Raw genomic sequence first — 21,639 nt, forward strand, 5'->3', positions numbered from 1 at the left:
CCTTTACAGTGAAATACCAGAGAATGACATAAAGCCAAGTCCCATTAAACCAACAGTGATGAAGGTAATACCTAAACCACGTAAGCCGTCTGGCACGTCTGAATACTTCATTTTCTCACGGATACCTGCAAGTAATGTAATTGCAAGTGCCCAACCAACACCAGCGCCAATACCATAAACAACAGACTCACCGAAGTTATAGTTGCGCTCAACCATGAAAGATACCGCACCAAAGATTGCACAGTTAACTGTGATCAATGGTAAAAAGATACCTAACGCGTTGTAAAGTACTGGGAAGAACTTATCTAATACCATTTCAAGAATTTGCACTAGCGCTGCAATAACGCCAATGAAAGTTAAGAAACGTAAAAAGCTAAGGTCTGCATCAGGATAACCAAGCCACGTAAGTGAGCCTGGTGCTAACACAGCATGGTAAACCAAGTTGTTAACAGGTACAGAAATACCTAAAACAACGATAACCGCTACACCTAGGCCAATTGAAGTAGTCACTTTTTTAGATACTGCTAAAAAAGTACACATGCCTAAGAAAAATGATAACGCTAAGTTTTCAATAAAAACGGCTTTTACAAACAAACTAATATAATGTTCCACTGTGTGCCCCTTACGCTTTAGCTTCTACTTGGTCTTTCTTATAAGTACGAAGTACCCATATGAATAAACCAATGATGAAGAATGCACTCGGTGGTAATATTAATAGACCCATAGGTTGATACCAACCGCCATCTTGTACTAATGGGATAATATCAACACCGAATAGTGTTCCTTTACCGAATAGCTCACGAATGAAACCAACAGTAAGTAAAACAACAGAGTAGCCTAAACCATTACCAATACCATCAAGGAATGACATAAGTGGTGGTGACTTCATCGCATATGCTTCAGCACGACCCATTACGATACAGTTAGTAATAATTAGACCAACAAATACTGAAAGCTCTTTAGCTGTAGCATAAGAAAACGCTTGCAATACTTGGTCAACAACAATTACTAATGATGCAATAATCGTCATTTGTACAATGATACGTACTGACGATGGGATCTGGTTACGAATAATCGAGATAAAGAAGCTAGAAAATGCAGTTACTAACGTCAATGCGATTGACATAATTAACGCATTTTTTAAGCTAGACGTTACCGCTAGCGCAGAACAAATACCCAGTACTTGTAGTGCGATTGGGTTGTTAGCTAAAACCGGACCAAATAGGACCGCCTTCATTTCTTTAGTATCAGCCATTATTTCAATGCTCCTTTACGTACTTTCGCAAGGAAAGGGCCAAAGCCATTTTCGCCAGTCCAAAAGTCAACTGCATGTTCAACACCGTTAGACGTTAATGTAGCACCTGAAAGACCATCGATCTTATGCTCATTGCCGTTAGCAGTACCTTTAACGATTTGAATTGGTAGCTCTTTGCCTTGCCACGTAGCAGTCCACTGTGGATTTTGGATTTCACCACCTAAGCCAGGCGTTTCATTATGTTTGTAGAAGATAATGTTTTTAACTGTTTCGCCATCGCTCTCAAGCGAGATAAAACCGTACATTAAGCCCCATAAGCCATAGCCCTGAATAGGAAGAATGATTGCATCAATAGAGCCATCTTCTTTTTTCGAGATATACACCGGTGACTCTTTAGTCACACGTTGAATACCAGCAATGTCTTTAACGCCTTTCTCTTTTAGAGAAACACTTAGCGCTGCATCGTATTTGCTTTTTTCAAAATCAAAGATTGTTGGGTCTGTATCTACAAACTCACCTGTGGTCATATTTACAACGCGCGCTTCGATTTTAGCATTAAATGTATCAGATACATTCTCAACTTTATCTATGCCCGCAGCTGCTAAGATATTGCTTTGAATATCTTTATTTTTATTAGCTTGCTGTAAAGGACGAAGCTGTACAGAAGCAAACGATACAATAATTGCACACACTAAACATAGTGCGACAACAACTGCTAACGTTTTACCGATTGATTCGTTATTACTAGACATTACGTGCCAACCTCCGCTTGATATTAGCTTGCACTACAAAGTGATCGAACAGTGGAGCGAATAAGTTAGCAAATAAAATTGCTAGCATCATACCTTCTGGGAAAGCAGGATTCACAACACGGATAAGAACCACCATAAGACCAATTAGTAAACCGTATGCAAATTTACCTTTGTTAGTAAATGCAGCCGATACAGGGTCAGTAGCCATAAAGAACATACCAAACGCAAAACCACCAAGCACTAAATGCCAATACCAAGGCATTGCAAATACAGGGTTAGTTTCTGAGCCAACAGCATTTAGTAAGAATGCCGTTGCTACCATACCAAGGAATACACCTAGTACGATACGCCAAGAAGCGATGCGAACGTAAATTAAGAATAAACCACCTACAAGTAATGCAAGTGTCGATGTCTCACCAACAGAACCTTGAATGAAACCGTAAAATGCATTCCACCATAATTCCATGTTTGAAAAATCAAGTGTGCCAACAAAAGCTTGGCCTAGCATAGTCGCACCAGAGAAAGAATCTACTGCAGTCCATACTGTGTCACCCGAAATTTGTGCCGGGTATGCGAAGAATAAGAACGCACGGCCAGCCAAAGCAGGGTTTAAGAAGTTACGACCAGTACCACCAAAAATTTCTTTAGCGATTACTACACCGAACGTGATACCCAGTGCAACTTGCCATAAAGGAATTGTTGCAGGTAAAATAAGTGCAAATAATACAGAAGTAACGAAGAAACCTTCATTAATTTCATGCTTACGCACAGAAGCAAAAATCACTTCCCAAAAACCACCTACAGCAAACGTGACTGCGTAAATTGGTAGGAAGAAACATGCTCCGTAGAACATTTTAGCGCCCCAGCCTGCATTAGCGGTTAATTCACCACCAAAGAACTGAAACAGACCAACCTGCCACGAATTTGCTAGTTCAAAACCTTGTGCTAAAGCACCTGCGGCCTGGTGACCGATGTTGAACATACCAAAAAACATAGCTGGGAACGTCGCCATCCACACTAAAATCATCATACGTTTTAGGTCGATATTATCGCGTACGTGTGTCTTGCCTTTATTTACATAGCCTGGTGTATAAAAAATAGTTGCAGCTGCTTCATACAGTGCATAAAATTTTTCATATTTTCCACCGGCTTCAAAATTCGGCTCGATATCTTCTAGATATTTTTTTAAACCCATCTCTCTAGCCTTCCTTCTCGATCGTAGTTAAGCAATCGCGTAGGATAGAACCATACTCGTATTTGCCAGGACAAACGAAGGTACATAACGCTAAATCTTCTTCATCAAGTTCAAGCGCGCCCAGTGAAATTGCACTATCTAAATCGCGTGCAATTAAGTCACGTAATAATAGTGTAGGCAAAATATCTAACGGCATCACGCGCTCGTAGCTACCAATTGGAACCATGGCACGTTTTGAACCACCTGTAGACGTTGTCATTTTAAATAAACGACTTGGTGTAAGGTGAGAAAGGAATGTACGCGTTACAGAGAATTTATCACTACCTGGTGCAATCCAGCCAAATAGTTCTTTTTCGCGACCTTCAAGTAATACAGATACTTGAACGTGGTAACGACCTAAGAACGCATTAACACCGTTTGAAGTAGCGCCAGATAAAACAGAACCAGAAATAACACGGTTATCACCGTCTTCTAATTCTCCAGCAACTAAATCATCCAATGAAGCACCTAATTGTGTTTTCACTAAACGTGGGTTTTTAACACGAGGACCTGCAAGCGAAACAACACGGTTTGTGTAAATTTCACCCGTAAGGAATAAGTGACCATACGCAATAACGTCTTGGTAACCAATATGCCAAACTTGTTTACTAGCAGATACAGGGTCAAGATTATGGATATGAGTGCCTACAAGGCCAGCAGGGTGCACACCACCAAACTCATGTACTTCTACTTGAGCTATAGATGAGCTAGGAACTTGACTGCCAACTTGCTTACAAACAAATACTTTTCCATCAGTCAAACGCGATACAACGGCTAAACCCGCTTCGAATGCTTGCGCATTATCAGCAATAACTACCGCAGGATCTGCAGCAAGAGGATTAGTGTCGATAGCGGTCACAAAGATAGAGCTAGGATTTGCATCCACAGCCGCAACTTTGCTGAATGGGCGAGCACGAAGTGCCGTCCACTGACCAGACTGGATAAGTACTTCTTTAGCTTTTTCACGATCTAAGCTCGTAAGCTCAGTGTCAGAGAAAGAGTCAAAGGTGATTTGCTCACTGCCGTCTACTTCAATAACAACAGATTGCAGCACACGTTTAGCACCACGATTTATTTCTTTTACAACACCAGAAGCTGGTGCGGTAAATAGGACGCCGGGGTTCTTTTTATCTTCAAAAAGTACCTGGCCTTTTTTAACTTGGTCATCCATACGGATATGCATGGTTGGACGCATACCAATAAACTCTTCACCTAGCACAGCTACACGTTTGACGGGAGAACCGTCGTGAATAACTTGCTGAGGTGCGCCCTCTATGGGTAAATCCAGACCTTTTTTTATGTTGATCATACGCACTTGCACTACATTAACGGAAAGAAACTGAAAAATCGTACCAACCACGTCGCCATTTGAGCTATCCCAAGTTATATCTATGTATACAAAGAACAACTTGCTATGAATACTAAACAAGCAACGCGGTAAAAACTCTTCACATATTGCCTTAATTTTAACATCATTGTGGGCGACTATGCGAGTCTAATTATGAAAATTATACGACAGAAACACTTATTTAGTTTTGTTATGTGTATTTAATAAAATTTAAGTTAGACCAAAGTGGTAGCTTAAGCAAAGAATGACATTTTTTAATCACAATTGTTCAAAAAAGCCCGCAAAACAAAAAAGTCGCACTCAGCGACTTTTTAATTACATATTTGCAAATATGGTTAATCAATCATATTTGCAATTGGTTTGACCGAATCCACATCTTGATCGTAATCAACTCCGTCAATACCAAAGCCAAATAAACGTAAAAATTCGTTATGGTAACCCACATAATCGGTTAACTCATCAATTGAGCTTGTATCTACGCTATCCCAAACAGCTTGAACACGTGCTTGCACATCGTCTTCTAATTCTTTGTAGTTTTGAAATAAGTGGCCACCTTCATCAAAGCGTGGGTTATCACCATATAAGTTCTCACTAAATAAAGCCTGAATTTGCTCAATTGTACCTTCATAAGTACCATCTGCTTTCATTACTTTAAATAATGCTGAAATGTATAAAGGCATAATAGGAATAGCCGAGCTTGCTTGTGTTACCACAGCATTAAGAGACGATACATAGGCTTCGCCATTTAAATCTTTTGTAGATTCTTTAATTGCAGCAGTTGCTCGGTCTAAATCTTCTTTAGCCTTACCAATAGTAGCGTGTCCGTATATTGGCCATGTTAGCTCTTTACCAATATAAGTGTAGGCCGTAGTTTTAAAGTTATCAGCTAATACGTCGGCTTCTTTTAATGCGTCAATCCACATTTCCCAATCTTCACCGCCCATTACTTTAATGGTGTTGTCGATATCGTCCTGGTTTGCCGCTTCAACAGTAATTTCATCAATTTCACGCTTTGACGTATTAAGGTTTTTAGTTGTAACTGCGTTACCAATTGGCTTAAGTGTAGAGGAGAACACTTCACCCGTATTTGGATCAGTACGACGAGGAGACGCCAAGCTATAAATAATACAATCTACTTTACCCAAATCTGCTTTAATAGTGTCGATTGCTTTTTGTTTGATTTCGTTAGAAAACGCATCACCATTAATATTTTTAGACCAAAGACCCGCTTCGTCAGCTGCTTCTTGGAATGCTGCAGTATTGTACCAACCAGCAGAACCTGTTTTACGTTCAGTGCCTTCTTTTTCAAAGAAAATACCGAGTGTTTTAGCGCCGCCACCAAATGCAGCTGTAATACGCGATGCCAAGCCGTAGCCTGTAGATGCGCCAATAACTAATACATTTTTTGGTGCGTTTTTTAACACGCCTTGTTGTTTTACATAGTTAATTTGTTCTTGAACATGCTCGCTACATCCCGTTGGGTGTGCGTTGGTACAGATAAATCCACGAATTTTAGGCTTAATGACCATTGATGATCCTATATCTTTTACAATAAAAATTAGCGCTAGTTTAAAGGCTAATACTAAAAACACTGATCTGATCAGTTAATCACTAATCAGATACTTCAAAAAATACTTAGCTAATTTTAGAGCCGCCCATACAATTAGGCGAATCAGGTGCTTCTCCGCCCTGCTCGGTATACTCATCCGGTGTATAAGTATGGATAGCGAGTGCATGAATATAATTTGCTAACTCATCTTTTAAAATTTCATTAATTTGACGATGGCGTTGTAATAGGCGTTTGCCAGCAAATTCTTCGCTTACCACAATAACTTTAAAATGTGACTCGGTGCCTTTGCTGTGCATGTGACTTTCGTTAATTACATTTAAATGCTTACAGGCAATTGCGCTGCTGATTTTTTCTTGAATTTGTTGCTGCATTGACATAAAAACCATTTTTGTAGTTAAGTTATGTTGTTATCATAACAAGTAGCCAAGCCTATTGGCTAACTAAAATTGAGCTTGCTTGATTTGCTTTATGTATCTAAACGTTAAGCTAATTCGTGGGTGAGCCAATGTAGTTTGCTTTGGGATTGCATGTTGATAATCACGCTGACTGTCGCCACTCATGACTAAACAGCTACCACTTTGCAGCTTTAAATCGGTTACTTTATTTGTCGATTTTTGTTTAAGCTTTAAAACACGCTCTGCTCCAAGTGATACACACACAATAGTAGGTTGATGGCCCAGCTCTATTTCGTCATCACTGTGCCAACCCATAGTATCGTTACCATCTCGGTAATAATTAACTAATAAAGAATTTAATGGCTGATTTAAATGTTTTTCTAAGCGCTTACGCATTGCTAATAAAATATCAGGCCAAGGCTCTACTATTAACTTACTATGCGAATAACCATATTCGAAATTATGCTCGCTAATAAAGCATTGAAGTCGGGGAATTGGGCCTGTTTTAGAATAAACGGTGACGTCGGGTTGCTGCCAAACTAGGTTTTTTTGTAAATAATAAAATAAATCGAGGCTTTTTTGCGCGCTAAGTGCCCTACTTTGATAAGAAAAGCCATTTGGTAACTGTTGGGGGTTGGCGTTTTGCCGTTGCATGTTAGAATTTACCTACATTAGTTTACTGATCAAATACCATTATGACGACGCAAGCCCAGCTAGGCGATAAAACCTTTACTCTTGAACGCTTTCCTTTGGATCAAAAAAACCGCAGTTTACAAGCGTGGGATTCAGCCGATGAGTACCTTATCAATTATGTTAACGAACATTACCCTGATTGTCGCTCACTGCTTATTTTAAACGATAGCTTTGGTGCACTTGCTTGTAGTTTTAATCAATTAACGGTTTGTTCAGTTAATGATTCTTATATTAGCCATCAAGCAGTGGCATATAACTTACAAATAAACAAACTATCCACAGCGCAATTTAGCCAAATAGATAGCCTGTCTGCATTGCCTGAAGACATAGATTTAGTGCTAATAAAAATACCGCGTAACGTAGGTTTTTTGCAATTTCAACTAAGTGAATTAAGCGAAATACTTGCACCTGGTACCCCCGTAATTGCAGCCGGTAAAACAAAAGAAATTCATAATTCAACAATAAAATCGTTTGAGCAATTTATTGGTGAAACAAAAACAAGTTTAGCGGTTAAAAAATCACGTCTTATATTAAGCACGGCAAAAGGTGGGTATAAAGCAGCTGATTTCCCTATTACTTGGCCACTTGAAGGCACTGAATTTAATATAACAAATCATGCAAATGTGTTTTCACGTGATTCGTTAGATATAGGTGCTCGATTCTTTTTCAACTATTTACCAGAAACCAAGAAAGAAACTAGCATAATCGATTTAGGTTGTGGTAATGGTGTTGTAGGTGTTATGGCGCTTGCTCGTTGCCCTAAAGCATCTGTCACATTTGTTGATGAATCATACATGGCGGTTGAGTCTGCACGTTTAAATGTAGAACAAAACATGCCTGAGCAGTTTGATAATTGCCAATTTATTGAAAACGATTGCTTGACCGACTTTGATCAAGACAGTGTGGATATGGTGCTATGTAACCCACCATTTCATCAAGCGCAAGCTGTAACAGACCACATAGCGTGGCAAATGTTTAAACAAGCAAAAGAAACCTTAAAACAAGGTGGCGAATTACGTATTATTGGTAACCGTCATTTAGATTATCACGACAAACTAAACCGTATGTTTGGCAACTGTAAACTACTTGGCTCCAACAAGAAATTTGTAGTACTAAGTGCCACTAAAAATTATTAGGAATTTAATGATTAAAATTACTTTTAGCCTATGTGCGTTACTTGTACTAGCTGGCTGTGCTAGTCAGCCTAATCAAGTGATCCTTAACCCTGTTTATAAAAATGGCCAAATTAGTACAATTAACAGCAGTTTAAGTACCAGCGTGATTGATTTACGTGGTGACACTGCAACGCTTAAGCTGATTGAATCTGATAAAACCAAAACGTTTGCAAGTCAAGGTATTACAGAGTCAGTTAAAAACGTTTTAGATAGCGCGCTGAGTCGAAACGGAGCAGGTATTTCAAACCTAGCGACTGTGCGTTTTGAAGTAGATATTCACGCACTGCAAGCTGTGGTAACCGAAAAACTAGTAAGCCACACCAGTGAAGCTCAGATAGAGCTTGGTGTTCGTGTTATTCGCGCTTCAAGCAATTTTAGTAAGGTGTACCGAGGTAGTGCTAATTTAGAAGGCCCATTTAGTCACGAGCGAGCAAAAGTAGAAGGCCAGCTCAATAAGTTGACTGAGCAAATTATTACCCGCATTGTATCAGATCCTGAATTAATAGAATTTTTAGAAGGTTAAACATGAAACGACTTTTTTTAATCTGTTTCGGCCTATTTTTTAGTGCAAGTAGCTTAGCAGCCCAAGAAGGCCGCTTTGTGCAAAAAGATAATATTTTTCCGCGCGTCGAAATCGTAACCTCAATGGGCAGTATCGTAGTCGAGCTTGATCGCTCAAGAGCCCCTATTACAGTCAATAACTTTTTAACGTACGTGTCAGATAAAAGTTACCAGGGGAGTGTTTTCCACCGTATTGAGCGTGATGTAGAAAATGATCGCGATTTTGTTATTCAAGGTGGCGGGTACGACAAAGACTACGATGGTTTACATGAAAACGCTCCTATTTTTAACGAAAGTGGTAATGGCTTAAAAAATGACATGTACAGTATAGCCATGGCATATCAGGACAGAGAGCCGCATTCTGGTACTCGTCAATTCTTTTTTAATATGGACAATAACGACCATTTAAATCCAGATAAAGACTGGGGATTTGCCGTATTTGGTAATGTAATGGATGGCTACGACACACTTGATAAAATAATGGTTGTCGAAACAGGCTTTAACGAAAAGATTGGTTACGATTTCGTGCCAAAAGTACCTGTTGTTATCTTAAATATAAAAGTCCTTGAGCAAGTACCATTATAATTAATGAGCTGTAGTTTAACTACACCCAATCGCCAATGAAGGCCCTATGAGCAAAACTCTCTCTATTAGCGAATATTTTTCTTACTTTAAAGACAAACGCTTAATCCACATTTTTATATTTGGTATGAGCAGTGGTTTTCCTTGGGTTTTAATTGGCTCAGTGCTGTCGGCTTGGTTAAAGGATGAAGGCCTAAGTCGCAGTATGATTGGCCTATTTGGCATTGTATTTGGGGCTTACAGTATAAACTTTTTATGGTCGCCACTCATTGACCGGACCAAGCTCCCTATTTTATATAAATGGCTTGGCCAACGTCGTAGCTGGATACTATTGTGCCAAAGCTTTATCTTAATTGGCACGTTACTATTAGCTGGACTTGATTTAAAAACTAACTTAGCGCTTGTTGCCGTAATTTGCTTATTAATCGCCATTGCTTCTGCTACGCAAGATATTGCAATTGACGCATTTAGAATTGACACTCTCAGTGAAAACGAATCTCATAAAGCTACGGCAGCCGCCGCAATGGCAACATCTGGTTGGTGGACAGGTTATGCCCTTTTAGGCGCTATTCCATTTTATATGGCTGATATCCCGTCGCTTGACTGGCCCCAAATATATTATTTTTTAGCCGCTATAATTTTGCTGTTAATGGGTGGAGCTTTGTTCGCAAAAGAGCCTAAGTCAAACAGAGAAGCCGTGCATGCTGAACTTGAGCGTGTATACCTTGAAAAACTTTCATCAACAAAACAAACCCCACTTACAAAAACAGTTGCGTGGCTCGCGGTAACCGTTATTGATCCCTTTAGAGCCTTTTTCACTAAAAACGGCGTTAAAACTGCACTCGCGTTACTTGCATTTATTTTCTTATTTAAGATAGGTGAAGCGTTTTTGGGCCGCATGTCTATTGTGTTTTATAAAGAAATTGGTTTTAGTAATAGCGATATTGCTACATTTTCAAAAGTAGGCACTGCCGTACTTACCATTATATTTACCTTTGTTGGCAGCTTATTTAATCAAAAATATGGCATTGTTAAAGGTTTATTTATAAGTGGTATTGCAATGGCAGCATCAAACTTAGCATTTTCATGGATTGCTTTAGTTGGGCCTGATTTAAGGCTGTATGCCTTTGCTATTGTTATTGATGGGTTTACACAAGCGTGGTCGTTAGTGGCAATGGTCGCGTTTATATCAATGCTGTGTGATAGGGCATTTAGCGCAACTCACTATGCGTTGCTAGCATCATTAGGGAACTTAGGAAGAACGTTGCTTTCAAGTTATAGTGGTGTAGTAATAGATGATTGGTTGGCAGGTAATTGGTCGCTATTTTTTATTCTTACAGCGTTAATGGTTTTACCATCGTTACTATTTTTGTACTTAATTAGGCACAAGCTGTATGAACTTGAGCGAAATTATCATCAAAAAAATTAAGAAATATAATGCATCCCTGCATTAATTTGCTGCCTAGAACATTTATATAACTCATAAATGAACTAAACAATCACATAATTAATCTACTTTCAGCAAATTTAATGCTTCATGTGGATCAACATCTAGTGCAGTACAATAGCGAACAAATTCAATAACATCTAAACGGCGCTCTTGATTTTCAATTTTACCGATAAACGAATGAGGTGTACCTAGCACTTGTGCAAGGCTGCGCATTGTATGCCCTTTTTCATGGCGCTTACTCTTAAGCCACTTTGTTAGCTTTGCGTTTTCTTCTGAAGAAACGGTTTTGCCCATCATTTTACATCTCCTACTCGATGATTTGACATACCCATTAAAGCAGTAGCCTATCAATAGCTGTAGGTAAGTAAGCAGCGCTACTTAATTTCACTTCAATAGCAAGGTGTTGCAATTAAGCACTGTTGCCACTTACTTCTAGCCACTTAGCTAAAAGCTACGCTAATAATGTGGTATAAGTTTGTTTTTATTGAGAATGAAATTTTGCCCGTCTCATTCTTGGATACATTATATACTATTAATACTTTGGTTGAATGATTAATTGCGTTGTTCGGTACAAAATTAACTTGAGCGAATGTTTATAAACACTGAATATCCATCCATTTTCATCAAAAATTGAATTTTTTATGATTTTGTTTCATTTTAATGCGACATGTTTATTATTGAGTCTTATTAATTTTAAAAAGGTTGAGTCATGTTCAGGATACTATTTTTATTGCCAATTTTACTGTGCTTAGGTTGGTATCTTTTTTTGCGCAATAACGGGGTTCCAATTAAACAAGGTAAAAAAGGCTTTATGTATATTTTAGCTTTTTCTGTGTTTGTGCTCGGCTTTTTTATATTTATTATGCAAATAACCGAATACGCACCAACTGATTTATAGGCATTAAAAAAGCCGCAAAAGCGGCTTTAATCTATTTAGCGTTTGGCTGTTAAACGCTAAAGCTTGCACCACAACCACAGGTTGTTGTTGCATTTGGATTAGATACAAAAAAGCGTGCGCCTTCTAATCCTTCAGTGTAATCAACCTCACCATCAACCAAATATTGAATACTCATAGGATCAACAACTAGGGTTACACCATTTTTTACTATTTCTAAATCGCCGGGGTTTGCTTTTTCATCAAAAGTAAAACCATATTGAAAACCTGAACAACCACCGCCTGTGACATAAACACGCAGTTTTAGCTCTGGATTTTCTTCTTCGTCGATTAACTGTTTAACGCGAACAGCTGCTGCATCGCTGAACTTAATTGGTAATTCTTCTGACATTTTAAAACCCTCAATATCGTAATGGCGTGATTATCTAATACCCGAGTGTTTTAATCAAGTATAGTAAAACAACTCTTTACCCTAATCTAATGTCGCATGTATTATGAACTTGGCGTAGCTTTAACCAAGTTAAAAAAATTGATACAAAACTGAGCTCTAAAAAGATCTAATAGACTGATTGATTTGGATTTTAGGAGCATTTTGACTTTTCCGAATTATAATTAGTTCAATTTACGAACAATTTAATTACAACTTAAAACTTCTGCTAATCAATACAGCTTAGAAAGGGCTGCACATATTTGATATTTATGCGTCATGATCTCCTATTTATGGAAATAACCACACTACATATGTTCTACTCAGCCTAAAAATTAAACATACTGCTAAAAAGTCGATCATAACAGCTGCTATGATCGACTCCGTATTTTCAATGCTAATGCCTGTGTGCTACTTATTGAAATAGTATGATCTTTTATAAGCTATAAACATACCTAGCAAGATAAGTAGCATCGCTAATGAACCGCCACCACTACCGCTATCTGAATTAGCTTTTGTTGGAGTGATGATAGCTTTTACATTAACTTCCACCAGCTGTTCAGCTTGATCTTCACCATCAGAAACAATAAGTTTAAACACCAAAGTAGTATCTTGAGCTACGTCTGGTGCTGTAAAGTTAAGCGTATTTGTAGTTACCGAGTCTAGTTGAGTAAGGGCTCCCTGAACTTGCACCCATGAGTAGCTTAAGTCGCTAGACTCTTTGTCTGTAGCTTCAGCGATAATAACAACGTTATCACCTTCATTTACAGAATATGTACTCGCGAGTGTAATCTCTGGCAATTGGTTGATATGTAAAAACTTAACATTGTGCGTATACGTAAACTCTTCATAGCCATCATCAATAATAAGTGTAATTACACTATCAACACTTTGCGTTAATTCACCTACCGTAAGTGTCGCTATATCGAGTTCCGGTGTATTAATTGTCACGGCTTCGTTTGCAACAGACCAACTGTAGCTAAGTATATCTCCGTCAGGGTCAATTGTGCTTGATGCATCTAAATTAAACGTTTCGAGTTCATTCATTTGATCCGGTAATTCAAGCGCTAAAACAGGTGCCTGATTCAAACTTTCTTGTGCAAGTTTTGCAACTAATTCCACAAATCCATTCTTTTGACCATCTAAATCAAATTCGCCACCATCAAGTACTTCAAAAGCTGTGCATTGCGAGCATATTTCTTGATAAACATTCCCTGTTAACTTAGGCACCGTTTTCCAACCAGAGATTGAAAGTAACCTAACTTGTAAATCCGAGCTCAATAACGCGTTATCTAACTGTGGTAGAGCAATTTCAACATAATCGGCTTCATTTGCTAATTTTACGTTTAGATTAACTAAGTCACTTTTAGCTTGAAAATGTGGCTCAAAAATATCTAAATCAGATAAGTGATTTTCAAGTTGTTGCTCATCAATTGTCAAACTATGGATAACATCACTGTTGCTCAAACGAGCAATAGTGCCAACACGAATTGAATTGAACTCATTGACGCTATGGAGTACTTTACCCGATTCTAAAATACCGATATTCATTATTGATGAATTATCTAAATAATCAGGGATCCCATCTCTGTCAGCGTCACTCATACCCTCTTCTATATCGGGAATACCATCACCATCAGTATCTATTAGTGGATCATTAAATACTACTTCATCAATAACAGGGATTGTTTGTGTAGTTGTCGCAACAACATCATCGTTTATCGTCGCTGAAAATGACAACTCAAATACATCCGAGCTAATACTTTTTGAATCAAAAGTCATTTCCCAACTCGTATCACTCAGCCTATAAAAATCTAAGTCACTGCCAGTGTTTTCGTTCAGCTGCGCGTATTCAGGTGTAGTCCCCATTAACTTTACAACCACTGAAGTAGGCGAGTTACTTCGCTCTATCGATGTTACTACTTTATTATTTTGTTTATAAAGTAAAGAAATATAAGGCTCAATCAACTCATCATGAAATAAAATTTTGCTTTGAGCTTTGTCGGTAACAAAAACGCTATAATTAGGCTCAAGCTCTAGCTGGGTTGAATTACCAATGAAGCTAGGATCTAGTTCAACTTCAATAGAGCCAGATTCATCTATACTAAATGATTTATAATTATTACCTGCTCGTAACTGAAAGCGAGCATAGCCTGTGGGGCTTTCGCCTGATATGTAAAGTTTAACAACTATTTTATGAATCGAATCAGAAAGCGTAAATGGTTGAATCGCGATCTCTGGGTATATTTGCACATTCACAACCCCGGATGCTTTATTTCCAGCTCCATCTTCAGCCGTAACAGCAACGTTAACTAAACCAGTACGAAAAACAAAATCATTATCTATTGTTACTGAACTCAGACCAGATACATTCTCACGAATGACATAACCGTTTAGTAGCTCATTTTTAATTCCATCAATTGTATTACCATAAAAATGAAGTGTACTATTTGCTTCAAAAGTCGGTGCAACGGTGTCAACAATGAAGACGGTTTGCACAGCTTGAGTTTCATTCCCAGCCCTATCACGCGCAATCCATGTAACTTGATGTTCACCTACATCAAACCTGCTTCCATTCGAAATGTAAACCTCTGGCGTAAAATAGCCATTGTCCACTACATCGGGTCTATAGAGATCAAGCAAATATGTGTATTCACGTTCAGCCTCAATCGTAACAGCGGATAAATCTGTAAAAGTAGGAGCTTGGTTCTCACCCTGAGTAGGGTCTGTTGGGGCACTATCTTCATTATCAATAACACCATCGCTGTCTGTGTCATTTGATTGAGGGTTTGTATTTAACTCAAACTCGATTAAATTAGTTAAGCCGTCGTAATCGTTATCATTGGATGCATCATAGCTATCAAGTACATTTAAACCATGCTCAAACTCCCAGTAATCGGGAATGCCATCATTATCGGTGTCTAGCGTCGGATCAACTTCAGAAATCCATTGCAATTGGTCTACAGCTAAAGCGAATTGTATATCGTGGTTTGGAATAAATGAGACTTTAATTATATTGAAACCGGCATTAATCGGAATTAGAAGTCTTGATTCATTAGTGAATAAATCGAGCTTATTACCATTGACAATAACTGCAAAGACGCCAGAGTAAGAGTAAGAATAATCTAAATTCAAATAGCCTTGTTCAAACACACCAGCGAGTGCAAACCCAACTTGCTCACCTTGTTTTACGTCTATGATTGAAATGCTTTGAGCGCCGTCAGTAAACCAATTTTGATAAGCACTCCACTCCTTTTGACTATTCGCAAGGGGTGTTAAATAACTTGGTAATGAATTACCTTCAAAACTTTCACTTAAATTAGAGAATGTCGAAGGAATTGATTGTGAACTATCTGCTCGACTTTGTGCATAAAACTCTTGGTAATTTGAGTAACCATCATTATCGGTGTCGAGTAATGCATCCGTTGAATCTAGAGGTAATAATCCATTATCTACTTCGTAACCATCACTTAGCTCATCGTTATCTGTATCACCAAGATTAGGGTTTGTGCCTAATTCATACTCTTGCAAAGCACTTAAACCATCGTTATCTAAATCTAATTGCGCATCAGTACTGTCAAGGCGATCTAAAGCATATTTGACCTCCCAAACATCGGGTAACAGATCACCGTCTGAATCACGCATATCATCTAATGGTAAATATACAAAATTATCAATCCATACAGTATCCTGACCATAACTAGCAGAGCCGTCTTTACTATATTTGAAGCTAATATTTTGAACCCCCTCTTCAATCTCTAACAGCAGTGGGCCTTCTTTTAAAGAGGAATCTGATGCAAATATTCGTTGTTCATTTACATACACATGTAAATTATCACAGCAACTTTCAGATTCTATTTTAAAATCAAACAGTAAGTAACCCGACTTAAATAACCCCGTCACATCAAATTGGCTAATTTCATTATCAGATAATACTCCTGACCGAATACTTTGCGCACCATCAGTCGCAAAAGTTGTATCAATATACCATGGTGAATTACTCTGTTCATTATCCACTAGCCATGATGGTAGTTCGCTGCCTTCAAATGAATCCGTAATATCTAAATGCAAAGGGAAAGAGCTTATATCTTGTGGGTTTGTACCACTTATAAATTCGATTAAATTACTAAAACCATCGCCATCGTGATCGCTCGTCGCATCACTAGGATCTGTTAGAGATAAACCGTTGTAAAACTCCCAACCGTCCGGCATTTTATCGCCATCAGTATCTGCGTTATTCGGTAAGCCTTGGTTTTCAAATTCCTGTAAATTTGACAGCCCGTCTTCATCATTATCGAGTAATGCATCACTTGAGTCATTAATATTTAAACCGTGTTGCAATTCCCAATAATCAGCGATACCGTCTGCGTCAATGTCAGAAAATTCGTCGCCAATATAAATATTATCTATAAATACGGCATCTGAATCAGTTGATACGGACATATCTTTACTGTAAACAAAAGTTAACTTATTCAAACCAGCAGAAATTGGATGAGTAAATGTTTCCCATTGCAGTGAAACACCTGATTTATTTAAAACCAATTCATCGTTAATATAAACAGTGAAAAAATCAAAGTTTTCTTCTGAATTAATGTTGTAGTTAAAGTTTAAAAATTTGTCACTATCAATAAGTACTGAATATTCAACACTCGTTTGCTGGGAGTCGCCTATATCATTATTAGTTAATACAAAACTATTGGTCTCAACATCCTGCACTACTAACCAAGGAGTACTAGGTACAGATGAAATAAAGTTTTCTGGTACAAGTCCGTCATCAAAATTTATCGTGGTAGTGGATGGAACATCTGGTGTTGAGCTAGCATCAGATGGGTCAGAACCGGCTAAATATTCAATCAGGTTGCTTATTCCATCCCCATCTAAATCTAGTTGGCTATCACTCCCATCTAACGGATTAAGCTGATATGTAAGCTCCCAGTTGTCAGGCATCGTATCTAAATCTGAATCTGAACTTATAGGATTAGTATTGTGTTCATTTAATTCAGCAAAATCAGTTAACGTATCCCCATCGGAATCTTCGTTGTTAGGAAGAGTATTTGCATTGTATTCTTCCAAATTAGTTAGACCATCATTATCTAAATCAAGATCTGCATCACCTGCTGAGCTGGGGTCTAAATTGTAAACACGCTCCCAGTTATCATCCATTCCATCTAAATCACTATCGATGAACTGAATGTTATTACAGATAACACCAACAGCATTAAATGCATTAACAACATCACCTGCATTGTAGCGAAGGTCTATTGCTGTATTTATTGCACCACATGCGGCATCAATATAATCCGATGAAGAAATCCAATAGTTTTGATTGGCTTTAAGCATAATTTCAAATGCTTTTTTTGGATCCCAACCTTCACTTGTCGCTAGTAAGAAAAAAGCACGATTAAATACGCCACTACTAAAGTGCACATCCATTCCGTAGTAAAAATCATTAGCATGATCAATAGAGACACCATCATTAGAAGGTGTTTCAAAGTAACGTAAAGCAGTCGCTTGTTTCGTTATATCTGCGCCAGATAACCAATCAGTCTCGCCTCGAACAAAAAACTCAGCTGTTTCTCCTGCCATATCAGAAAATGACTCATTAATACCACCCGACTGATCAAAATACATCAAGTCTGAATTTTGATTTGTGAAACCATGGCTTACTTCATGAGAAACAATATCTAATGACACTAAAGGGTGAAATCGATCTGCCCCATCGCCAAATGTCATCGCATAGCCATTCCAAGTGGCATTTTCCCAGCCATTATCTTGATGAACACGCATTAACAATTTAAATGTTAATGGGGCCGTATTATACCATTGCTCATACATATCAAAAACAGCGGTACCAAACGCGTGCGCATCATTCAAAGGAGAATATGCACCATTTATTTCTTTATGAGTATTTCTATCACAAAGGAACGAAAATGCATCGACAGGTTCTTGGCCTGACTCCATTGTCACTGTCTTTACTTTGTCGTTTTCTAAAAAGCATGCTGTGCCATTTTGAGTAACTTCTAGCGCAGGGAAATCTGTCCCATATTCATACTGGCCAGTCTTCGTATTACCACCAGGTCCTGAAGCTTGCGCTTGTTGAATATTATTCCATACTTTAATTAGAGAATAATCTGACTCATCAATTAACGCTGCTGGTTGGCTCTCCAATGACTGATCATTAACAAGCAATTCTATAAGTCGAACATAGCGCGCTTTACCATTATTTATGTAGATGTAACGATCATTACTCGTGATATCAAAACGCGAAGCTATATTTAGTTTTGACTTTGCTAATATTGCTTTAGCAGCATCTTCAGGCTTGAACTGATTATTTATTGTTTTTTTAAGCTGTTCATCGCTGATGTTCTTAGCAAAAAAACCACTGATATGGTTTGTTTTATTTTGTACACTAATTTGCTGCCCCCAAATAGGAACCCCAGCGTAATACTGTTGCATCTTTTTAGATTTTTTAGAGCCATTAATCCCTTTAGATAACATACTGCTATTTTTTGATATTTCAGAGAAATAAACTGGATTTATATTTTTTGAATTGCTTGTAGATGAATTATTAAGAAGTGCCGTCAATTCCACTTTATTTACAGGTGTAATTCTTTCAACAACAGCGCTATGGGCTACCATCGAGTTAAAAACACATAACGCAGTAATCCCTGCAGTTAGTCCTTTATACATAAATTTCCTATGCTTAACGCATTATAATTAGTTGTTAATACCTTATATTAACAAAAGTAAACCATTTAAAAAATAAAAACGACTCATTTTAAGTTTATAAATAGTATCAACGAACACCACCATAAATATTAAAACTAATTTAACCTGAGTACTGTTCAAGTGACACACTAAAAAATTGAATTATATGATATTTTAATTTATTTTCCCTAGCCAGAGACTTTCATTGCGAGTAGATTCTACGCAGTCAGTGCTAAAAGTAACCGCTTGAGATAGATTTATTATCCAAAGTGCAGGTTAATTTACATGTCAAAATATTTTTTCAGGCAAATTTTTGAAGGAAATAAAGTTAATTTAGTAGCAACTTCCTTATCAGTTATGTGAATCTATTTATGTTATTAATTTTACAAAATCACAAGGACTTAGTGGTTAGCATTTGCTAAACTGCTCGCTGAAAAATATGACGAGGAAATAATGCATGTGGCTTGAGCAACTCAGGCGTCGGCTGGCAAAACCTAAAACATCTGTACAATTATGCTTATTAGGCGTAGTTGCCGGATTGATTGCTGCATTTTTTATTATTTTATTTCGTTTAACTATTTTATTTTTCCAAAGCTTATTTTTAGAAACCCCTGACGACTTTACTACCCTACCCACTCTTGAACGTGTTTTAATGCCGCTAATAGCCGCACTATTAATTGCGTGTTTTGCTGCGTTTACTGGCTTTAAACATTACCGTTTAGGCATTCCTTTTGTTATTCACCGTATTAAGCGCCATTACGGACAAATGCCTCTTTATAATACGGTAAATCAGTTTGTTGGTGGTGCATTAGCACTTATAAGTGGTTTTTCGGTCGGCCGCGAAGGCCCTTCTGTTCATATGGGCGCCACTGGTGCAAGCATTTTAGCCGACAAGCTCCACTTACCTCATAACGCGATGCGTACATTAACGGGTTGTGGTGTTGCAGCTGGGATTGCTGCTTCATTTAATACCCCACTGGCAGCCGTTATCTTCGTAATGGAAGTAGTACTTAGGGAATATAAAGTACATATATTTGTGCCCATTATGCTTGCTGCGGTTACCGGTGCACTCGCTACTCAATTTGTTTTTGGTGAAGGCTCTGAACTTGCTCTTATTACAATAGCGCCACTTAGCGGTTGGCACTACCCATATTTAATATTGTGCGGCATGGCACTCGGTGCAATTGCATTTAGCTTTAATCAAAATTTAATGTTAATTATTAAAACATTTAAGCCTTTGAGTATGTTCCCTCGCCTATTGATTGCAGGCTGTATTGCCAGTTTAATTGCATACGCAGTACCACAAGCAATGGGGTCAGGTATGAGTGCAATTACCATTGCGGTAGAATCCCCTGAGAACGTAAAATTACTTACCACCATTTTAATTGCCAAATTACTTGCCACTTTATTTGCGATTGGTTTGGGTATTCCTGGTGGGTTAATTGGCCCAGTGATCGGACTTGGCGTATTAATTGGTACTCTTATGGCCTTTTGCGCACAATTTATTAGTCCTGGAACTGATATAGCAGGTACTTATGGGGTTTTAGGAATGGCGGGATTAATGGCTGCAACGTTGCATGCCCCATTAGCTGCTTTAACAACCGTTATGGAGCTAACATCATCGCCTGAGATTATTGTGCCTGCCATGCTTGTTATAACGACAGCCTATGTAACTGCATTACAATTTTTTGGAAATCGCTCCATATTTTTACAGCAATTAGATTTTCAGGGACTTCCCTATCATGTATCTCCAGCCACAGAAGCGCTACAAAAAGTAGGGATAATGGATGACATGGACGAAAATTTCAAATTGCTATATTCAGATGATAAAGAGCAAATAAAAAATACCCTTGATGCTATGGATAGCCAAACACCACTTATTGTATTTGATGAGGAGAATGGCTACAGGCTTGCTGAATACGATTTAAGTCTAATGTCTGATCAGGCCATCAATTTAAACTACATTAGCCTGCAGGGAATTAGTAGCCAAGCAACACTAGCCGATGCATTCGATATGTTAAAAGACAAAAGAAGTGGCGCACTGTACGTTTACAACCTTTTAGATAATCAACAAATTATGGGGCTTTTACGTTGGGACCAAATTCATCATATTTTGACCATTCGTAACAGCTTACTTTAAACAATAAGGATTATTATGAGCGCATTATTGATTTATAAAACACTCCACATATTTTTTATGATTGCGTGGTTTGCCGGTATTTTTTACTTACCTCGATTATTTGTATATCACGCCATGAGCGAAGAAAAGTCGTGTAACTCTATGCTTAAAGTTATGGAGCGCAGACTACTTTATTTTGTCACCCCATTTGCTGTTTTAACGGCTGTATTTGGAGTACTAACCATTGTTGAGTATGGTCGTGATTGGTTTAGATACAGCATGTGGCTACATTACAAACTTGTACTCGTTATTATTTTGTATATATACCACGGCTACTGTTTTAAATTATTGAGCGACTTTAAGCATGACCGAAATACTAAAACGGATCGTTTTTACCGAATTTTTAACGAGCTACCTGTTATTGCACTACTCATAATTGTGGCATTAGCAGTAATAAAGCCTAGCTTGTGAAAAC

The 21,639-nt window shown here is 38.0% G+C and carries 18 protein-coding genes; 7 read left to right on the forward strand and 11 right to left on the reverse strand.

All coding sequences use genetic code 11. The features are described 5' to 3' along the window. Positions 1-3: 3 nt before the first annotated feature. The 8 genes from nqrE to AOR04_RS12820 all read right to left on the reverse strand — a co-directional run bounded on the left by nqrE (position 4) and on the right by AOR04_RS12820 (position 7,208). Positions 4-612 (reverse strand): NADH:ubiquinone reductase (Na(+)-transporting) subunit E, encoded by a 609-nt coding sequence (gene nqrE, locus AOR04_RS12785; RefSeq protein ID WP_007376134.1) that lies wholly within the window; start codon positions 610-612, stop codon positions 4-6. 10 nt (positions 613-622) lie between these two features. Next, positions 623-1,255 carry an NADH:ubiquinone reductase (Na(+)-transporting) subunit D gene (locus tag AOR04_RS12790; protein ID WP_077535711.1) on the reverse strand — a complete coding sequence of 211 codons (633 nt, stop codon included), beginning with the start codon at positions 1,253-1,255 and terminating at the stop codon, positions 623-625. Continuing rightward, positions 1,255-2,007, reverse strand: a complete 753-nt coding sequence (locus tag AOR04_RS12795) for a Na(+)-translocating NADH-quinone reductase subunit C (RefSeq protein ID WP_077535712.1) — start codon at positions 2,005-2,007, stop codon at positions 1,255-1,257. The genes AOR04_RS12790 and AOR04_RS12795 overlap by 1 nt, the downstream gene beginning before the upstream one ends. Then, complete coding sequence (locus tag AOR04_RS12800; protein WP_007376131.1) at positions 2,000-3,202, reverse strand: NADH:ubiquinone reductase (Na(+)-transporting) subunit B; 1,203 nt, start codon at positions 3,200-3,202, stop codon at positions 2,000-2,002. The genes AOR04_RS12795 and AOR04_RS12800 overlap by 8 nt, the downstream gene beginning before the upstream one ends. A gap of 4 nt (positions 3,203-3,206) precedes the next feature. Next, on the reverse strand, positions 3,207-4,550 hold the full coding sequence (locus tag AOR04_RS12805) for a Na(+)-translocating NADH-quinone reductase subunit A (RefSeq protein ID WP_007376130.1): 1,344 nt from the start codon (positions 4,548-4,550) through the stop codon (positions 3,207-3,209). Positions 4,551-4,924: 374 nt separating this feature from the next. Next, positions 4,925-6,118, reverse strand: a complete 1,194-nt coding sequence (gene fabV, locus AOR04_RS12810; protein ID WP_007376129.1) for an enoyl-ACP reductase FabV — start codon at positions 6,116-6,118, stop codon at positions 4,925-4,927. A gap of 106 nt (positions 6,119-6,224) precedes the next feature. Then, positions 6,225-6,536: a BolA family protein gene (locus AOR04_RS12815; protein WP_096794132.1), complete on the reverse strand. Its 312-nt coding sequence runs from the start codon at positions 6,534-6,536 to the stop codon at positions 6,225-6,227. A gap of 63 nt (positions 6,537-6,599) precedes the next feature. Next, a complete protein-coding gene (locus tag AOR04_RS12820; protein WP_096793558.1) occupies positions 6,600-7,208 on the reverse strand; it encodes an alpha-ketoglutarate-dependent dioxygenase AlkB family protein in 609 nt (202 codons plus the stop codon). 41 nt (positions 7,209-7,249) lie between these two features. Here AOR04_RS12820 and AOR04_RS12825 point away from each other — a divergent pair, with 41 nt between their 5' ends. Genes AOR04_RS12825 through AOR04_RS12840 form a run of 4 tightly spaced genes read left to right on the forward strand, consistent with a single transcriptional unit; the run spans position 7,250 to position 10,994 of the window. After that, on the forward strand, positions 7,250-8,383 hold the full coding sequence (locus tag AOR04_RS12825; protein ID WP_096793559.1) for a methyltransferase: 1,134 nt from the start codon (positions 7,250-7,252) through the stop codon (positions 8,381-8,383). Positions 8,384-8,390: 7 nt separating this feature from the next. Continuing rightward, positions 8,391-8,945, forward strand: coding sequence for a YajG family lipoprotein (locus AOR04_RS12830; protein ID WP_096793560.1), 555 nt, complete (start codon positions 8,391-8,393; stop codon positions 8,943-8,945). Positions 8,946-8,947: 2 nt separating this feature from the next. Beyond that, positions 8,948-9,568: a peptidylprolyl isomerase gene (locus AOR04_RS12835; RefSeq protein ID WP_096793561.1), complete on the forward strand. Its 621-nt coding sequence runs from the start codon at positions 8,948-8,950 to the stop codon at positions 9,566-9,568. 46 nt (positions 9,569-9,614) lie between these two features. Further along, positions 9,615-10,994, forward strand: a complete 1,380-nt coding sequence (locus tag AOR04_RS12840) for an AmpG family muropeptide MFS transporter (RefSeq protein ID WP_096793562.1) — start codon at positions 9,615-9,617, stop codon at positions 10,992-10,994. A 78-nt stretch (positions 10,995-11,072) separates the two neighbouring features. Here the strand turns inward: AOR04_RS12840 and AOR04_RS12845 are convergent, their stop codons facing one another. After that, the gene (locus AOR04_RS12845) at positions 11,073-11,312 is read right to left on the reverse strand and encodes a helix-turn-helix domain-containing protein (protein WP_007376121.1); all 240 of its coding nucleotides are present in this window, start codon (positions 11,310-11,312) and stop codon (positions 11,073-11,075) included. Between the two features lie 412 nt (positions 11,313-11,724). Between AOR04_RS12845 and AOR04_RS21885 the strand changes: the two genes are divergently transcribed. After that, positions 11,725-11,913 (forward strand): hypothetical protein, encoded by a 189-nt coding sequence (locus AOR04_RS21885; RefSeq protein WP_096793563.1) that lies wholly within the window; start codon positions 11,725-11,727, stop codon positions 11,911-11,913. A 49-nt stretch (positions 11,914-11,962) separates the two neighbouring features. On the opposite strand, the gene erpA is transcribed toward AOR04_RS21885, so the two are convergent. Together erpA and AOR04_RS12860 are read right to left on the reverse strand one after the other, a co-directional pair. After that, entirely contained in the window at positions 11,963-12,301 is a 339-nt protein-coding gene (gene erpA, locus AOR04_RS12855) for an iron-sulfur cluster insertion protein ErpA (RefSeq protein ID WP_007376119.1), read from the reverse strand. 447 nt (positions 12,302-12,748) lie between these two features. Next, positions 12,749-19,027 carry a M4 family metallopeptidase gene (locus AOR04_RS12860; protein ID WP_096793564.1) on the reverse strand — a complete coding sequence of 2,093 codons (6,279 nt, stop codon included), beginning with the start codon at positions 19,025-19,027 and terminating at the stop codon, positions 12,749-12,751. 475 nt (positions 19,028-19,502) lie between these two features. Here AOR04_RS12860 and AOR04_RS12865 point away from each other — a divergent pair, with 475 nt between their 5' ends. After that, positions 19,503-21,185 (forward strand): chloride channel protein, encoded by a 1,683-nt coding sequence (locus AOR04_RS12865; RefSeq protein WP_007376117.1) that lies wholly within the window; start codon positions 19,503-19,505, stop codon positions 21,183-21,185. A gap of 15 nt (positions 21,186-21,200) precedes the next feature. Beyond that, positions 21,201-21,635 (forward strand): CopD family protein, encoded by a 435-nt coding sequence (locus tag AOR04_RS12870; RefSeq protein WP_007376116.1) that lies wholly within the window; start codon positions 21,201-21,203, stop codon positions 21,633-21,635. Positions 21,636-21,639 lie beyond the last annotated feature (4 nt).

This window comes from Pseudoalteromonas sp. 1_2015MBL_MicDiv, from assembly GCF_002407505.1.
GTDB lineage: Bacteria > Pseudomonadota > Gammaproteobacteria > Enterobacterales > Alteromonadaceae > Pseudoalteromonas > Pseudoalteromonas fuliginea.

What these genes read in the sequence shown, in the direction of transcription:
- AOR04_RS12790 (WP_077535711.1), bottom strand. Translation starts at nt 1,255, where the DNA reads ATGGCTGATACTAAAGAAATGAAGGCGGTCCTATTTGGTCCGGTTTTA.
- AOR04_RS12795 (WP_077535712.1), bottom strand. Translation starts at nt 2,007, where the DNA reads ATGTCTAGTAATAACGAATCAATCGGTAAAACGTTAGCAGTTGTTGTC.
- AOR04_RS12800 (WP_007376131.1), bottom strand. Translation starts at nt 3,202, where the DNA reads ATGGGTTTAAAAAAATATCTAGAAGATATCGAGCCGAATTTTGAAGCC.
- AOR04_RS12805 (WP_007376130.1), bottom strand. Translation starts at nt 4,550, where the DNA reads ATGATCAACATAAAAAAAGGTCTGGATTTACCCATAGAGGGCGCACCT.
- fabV (WP_007376129.1), bottom strand. Translation starts at nt 6,118, where the DNA reads ATGGTCATTAAGCCTAAAATTCGTGGATTTATCTGTACCAACGCACAC.
- AOR04_RS12815 (WP_096794132.1), bottom strand. Translation starts at nt 6,536, where the DNA reads ATGTCAATGCAGCAACAAATTCAAGAAAAAATCAGCAGCGCAATTGCC.
- AOR04_RS12820 (WP_096793558.1), bottom strand. Translation starts at nt 7,208, where the DNA reads ATGCAACGGCAAAACGCCAACCCCCAACAGTTACCAAATGGCTTTTCT.
- AOR04_RS12825 (WP_096793559.1), top strand. Translation starts at nt 7,250, where the DNA reads ATGACGACGCAAGCCCAGCTAGGCGATAAAACCTTTACTCTTGAACGC.
- AOR04_RS12830 (WP_096793560.1), top strand. Translation starts at nt 8,391, where the DNA reads ATGATTAAAATTACTTTTAGCCTATGTGCGTTACTTGTACTAGCTGGC.
- AOR04_RS12835 (WP_096793561.1), top strand. Translation starts at nt 8,948, where the DNA reads ATGAAACGACTTTTTTTAATCTGTTTCGGCCTATTTTTTAGTGCAAGT.
- AOR04_RS12840 (WP_096793562.1), top strand. Translation starts at nt 9,615, where the DNA reads ATGAGCAAAACTCTCTCTATTAGCGAATATTTTTCTTACTTTAAAGAC.
- AOR04_RS12845 (WP_007376121.1), bottom strand. Translation starts at nt 11,312, where the DNA reads ATGATGGGCAAAACCGTTTCTTCAGAAGAAAACGCAAAGCTAACAAAG.
- AOR04_RS21885 (WP_096793563.1), top strand. Translation starts at nt 11,725, where the DNA reads ATGTTCAGGATACTATTTTTATTGCCAATTTTACTGTGCTTAGGTTGG.
- erpA (WP_007376119.1), bottom strand. Translation starts at nt 12,301, where the DNA reads ATGTCAGAAGAATTACCAATTAAGTTCAGCGATGCAGCAGCTGTTCGC.
- AOR04_RS12860 (WP_096793564.1), bottom strand. Translation starts at nt 19,027, where the DNA reads ATGTATAAAGGACTAACTGCAGGGATTACTGCGTTATGTGTTTTTAAC.
- AOR04_RS12865 (WP_007376117.1), top strand. Translation starts at nt 19,503, where the DNA reads ATGTGGCTTGAGCAACTCAGGCGTCGGCTGGCAAAACCTAAAACATCT.
- AOR04_RS12870 (WP_007376116.1), top strand. Translation starts at nt 21,201, where the DNA reads ATGAGCGCATTATTGATTTATAAAACACTCCACATATTTTTTATGATT.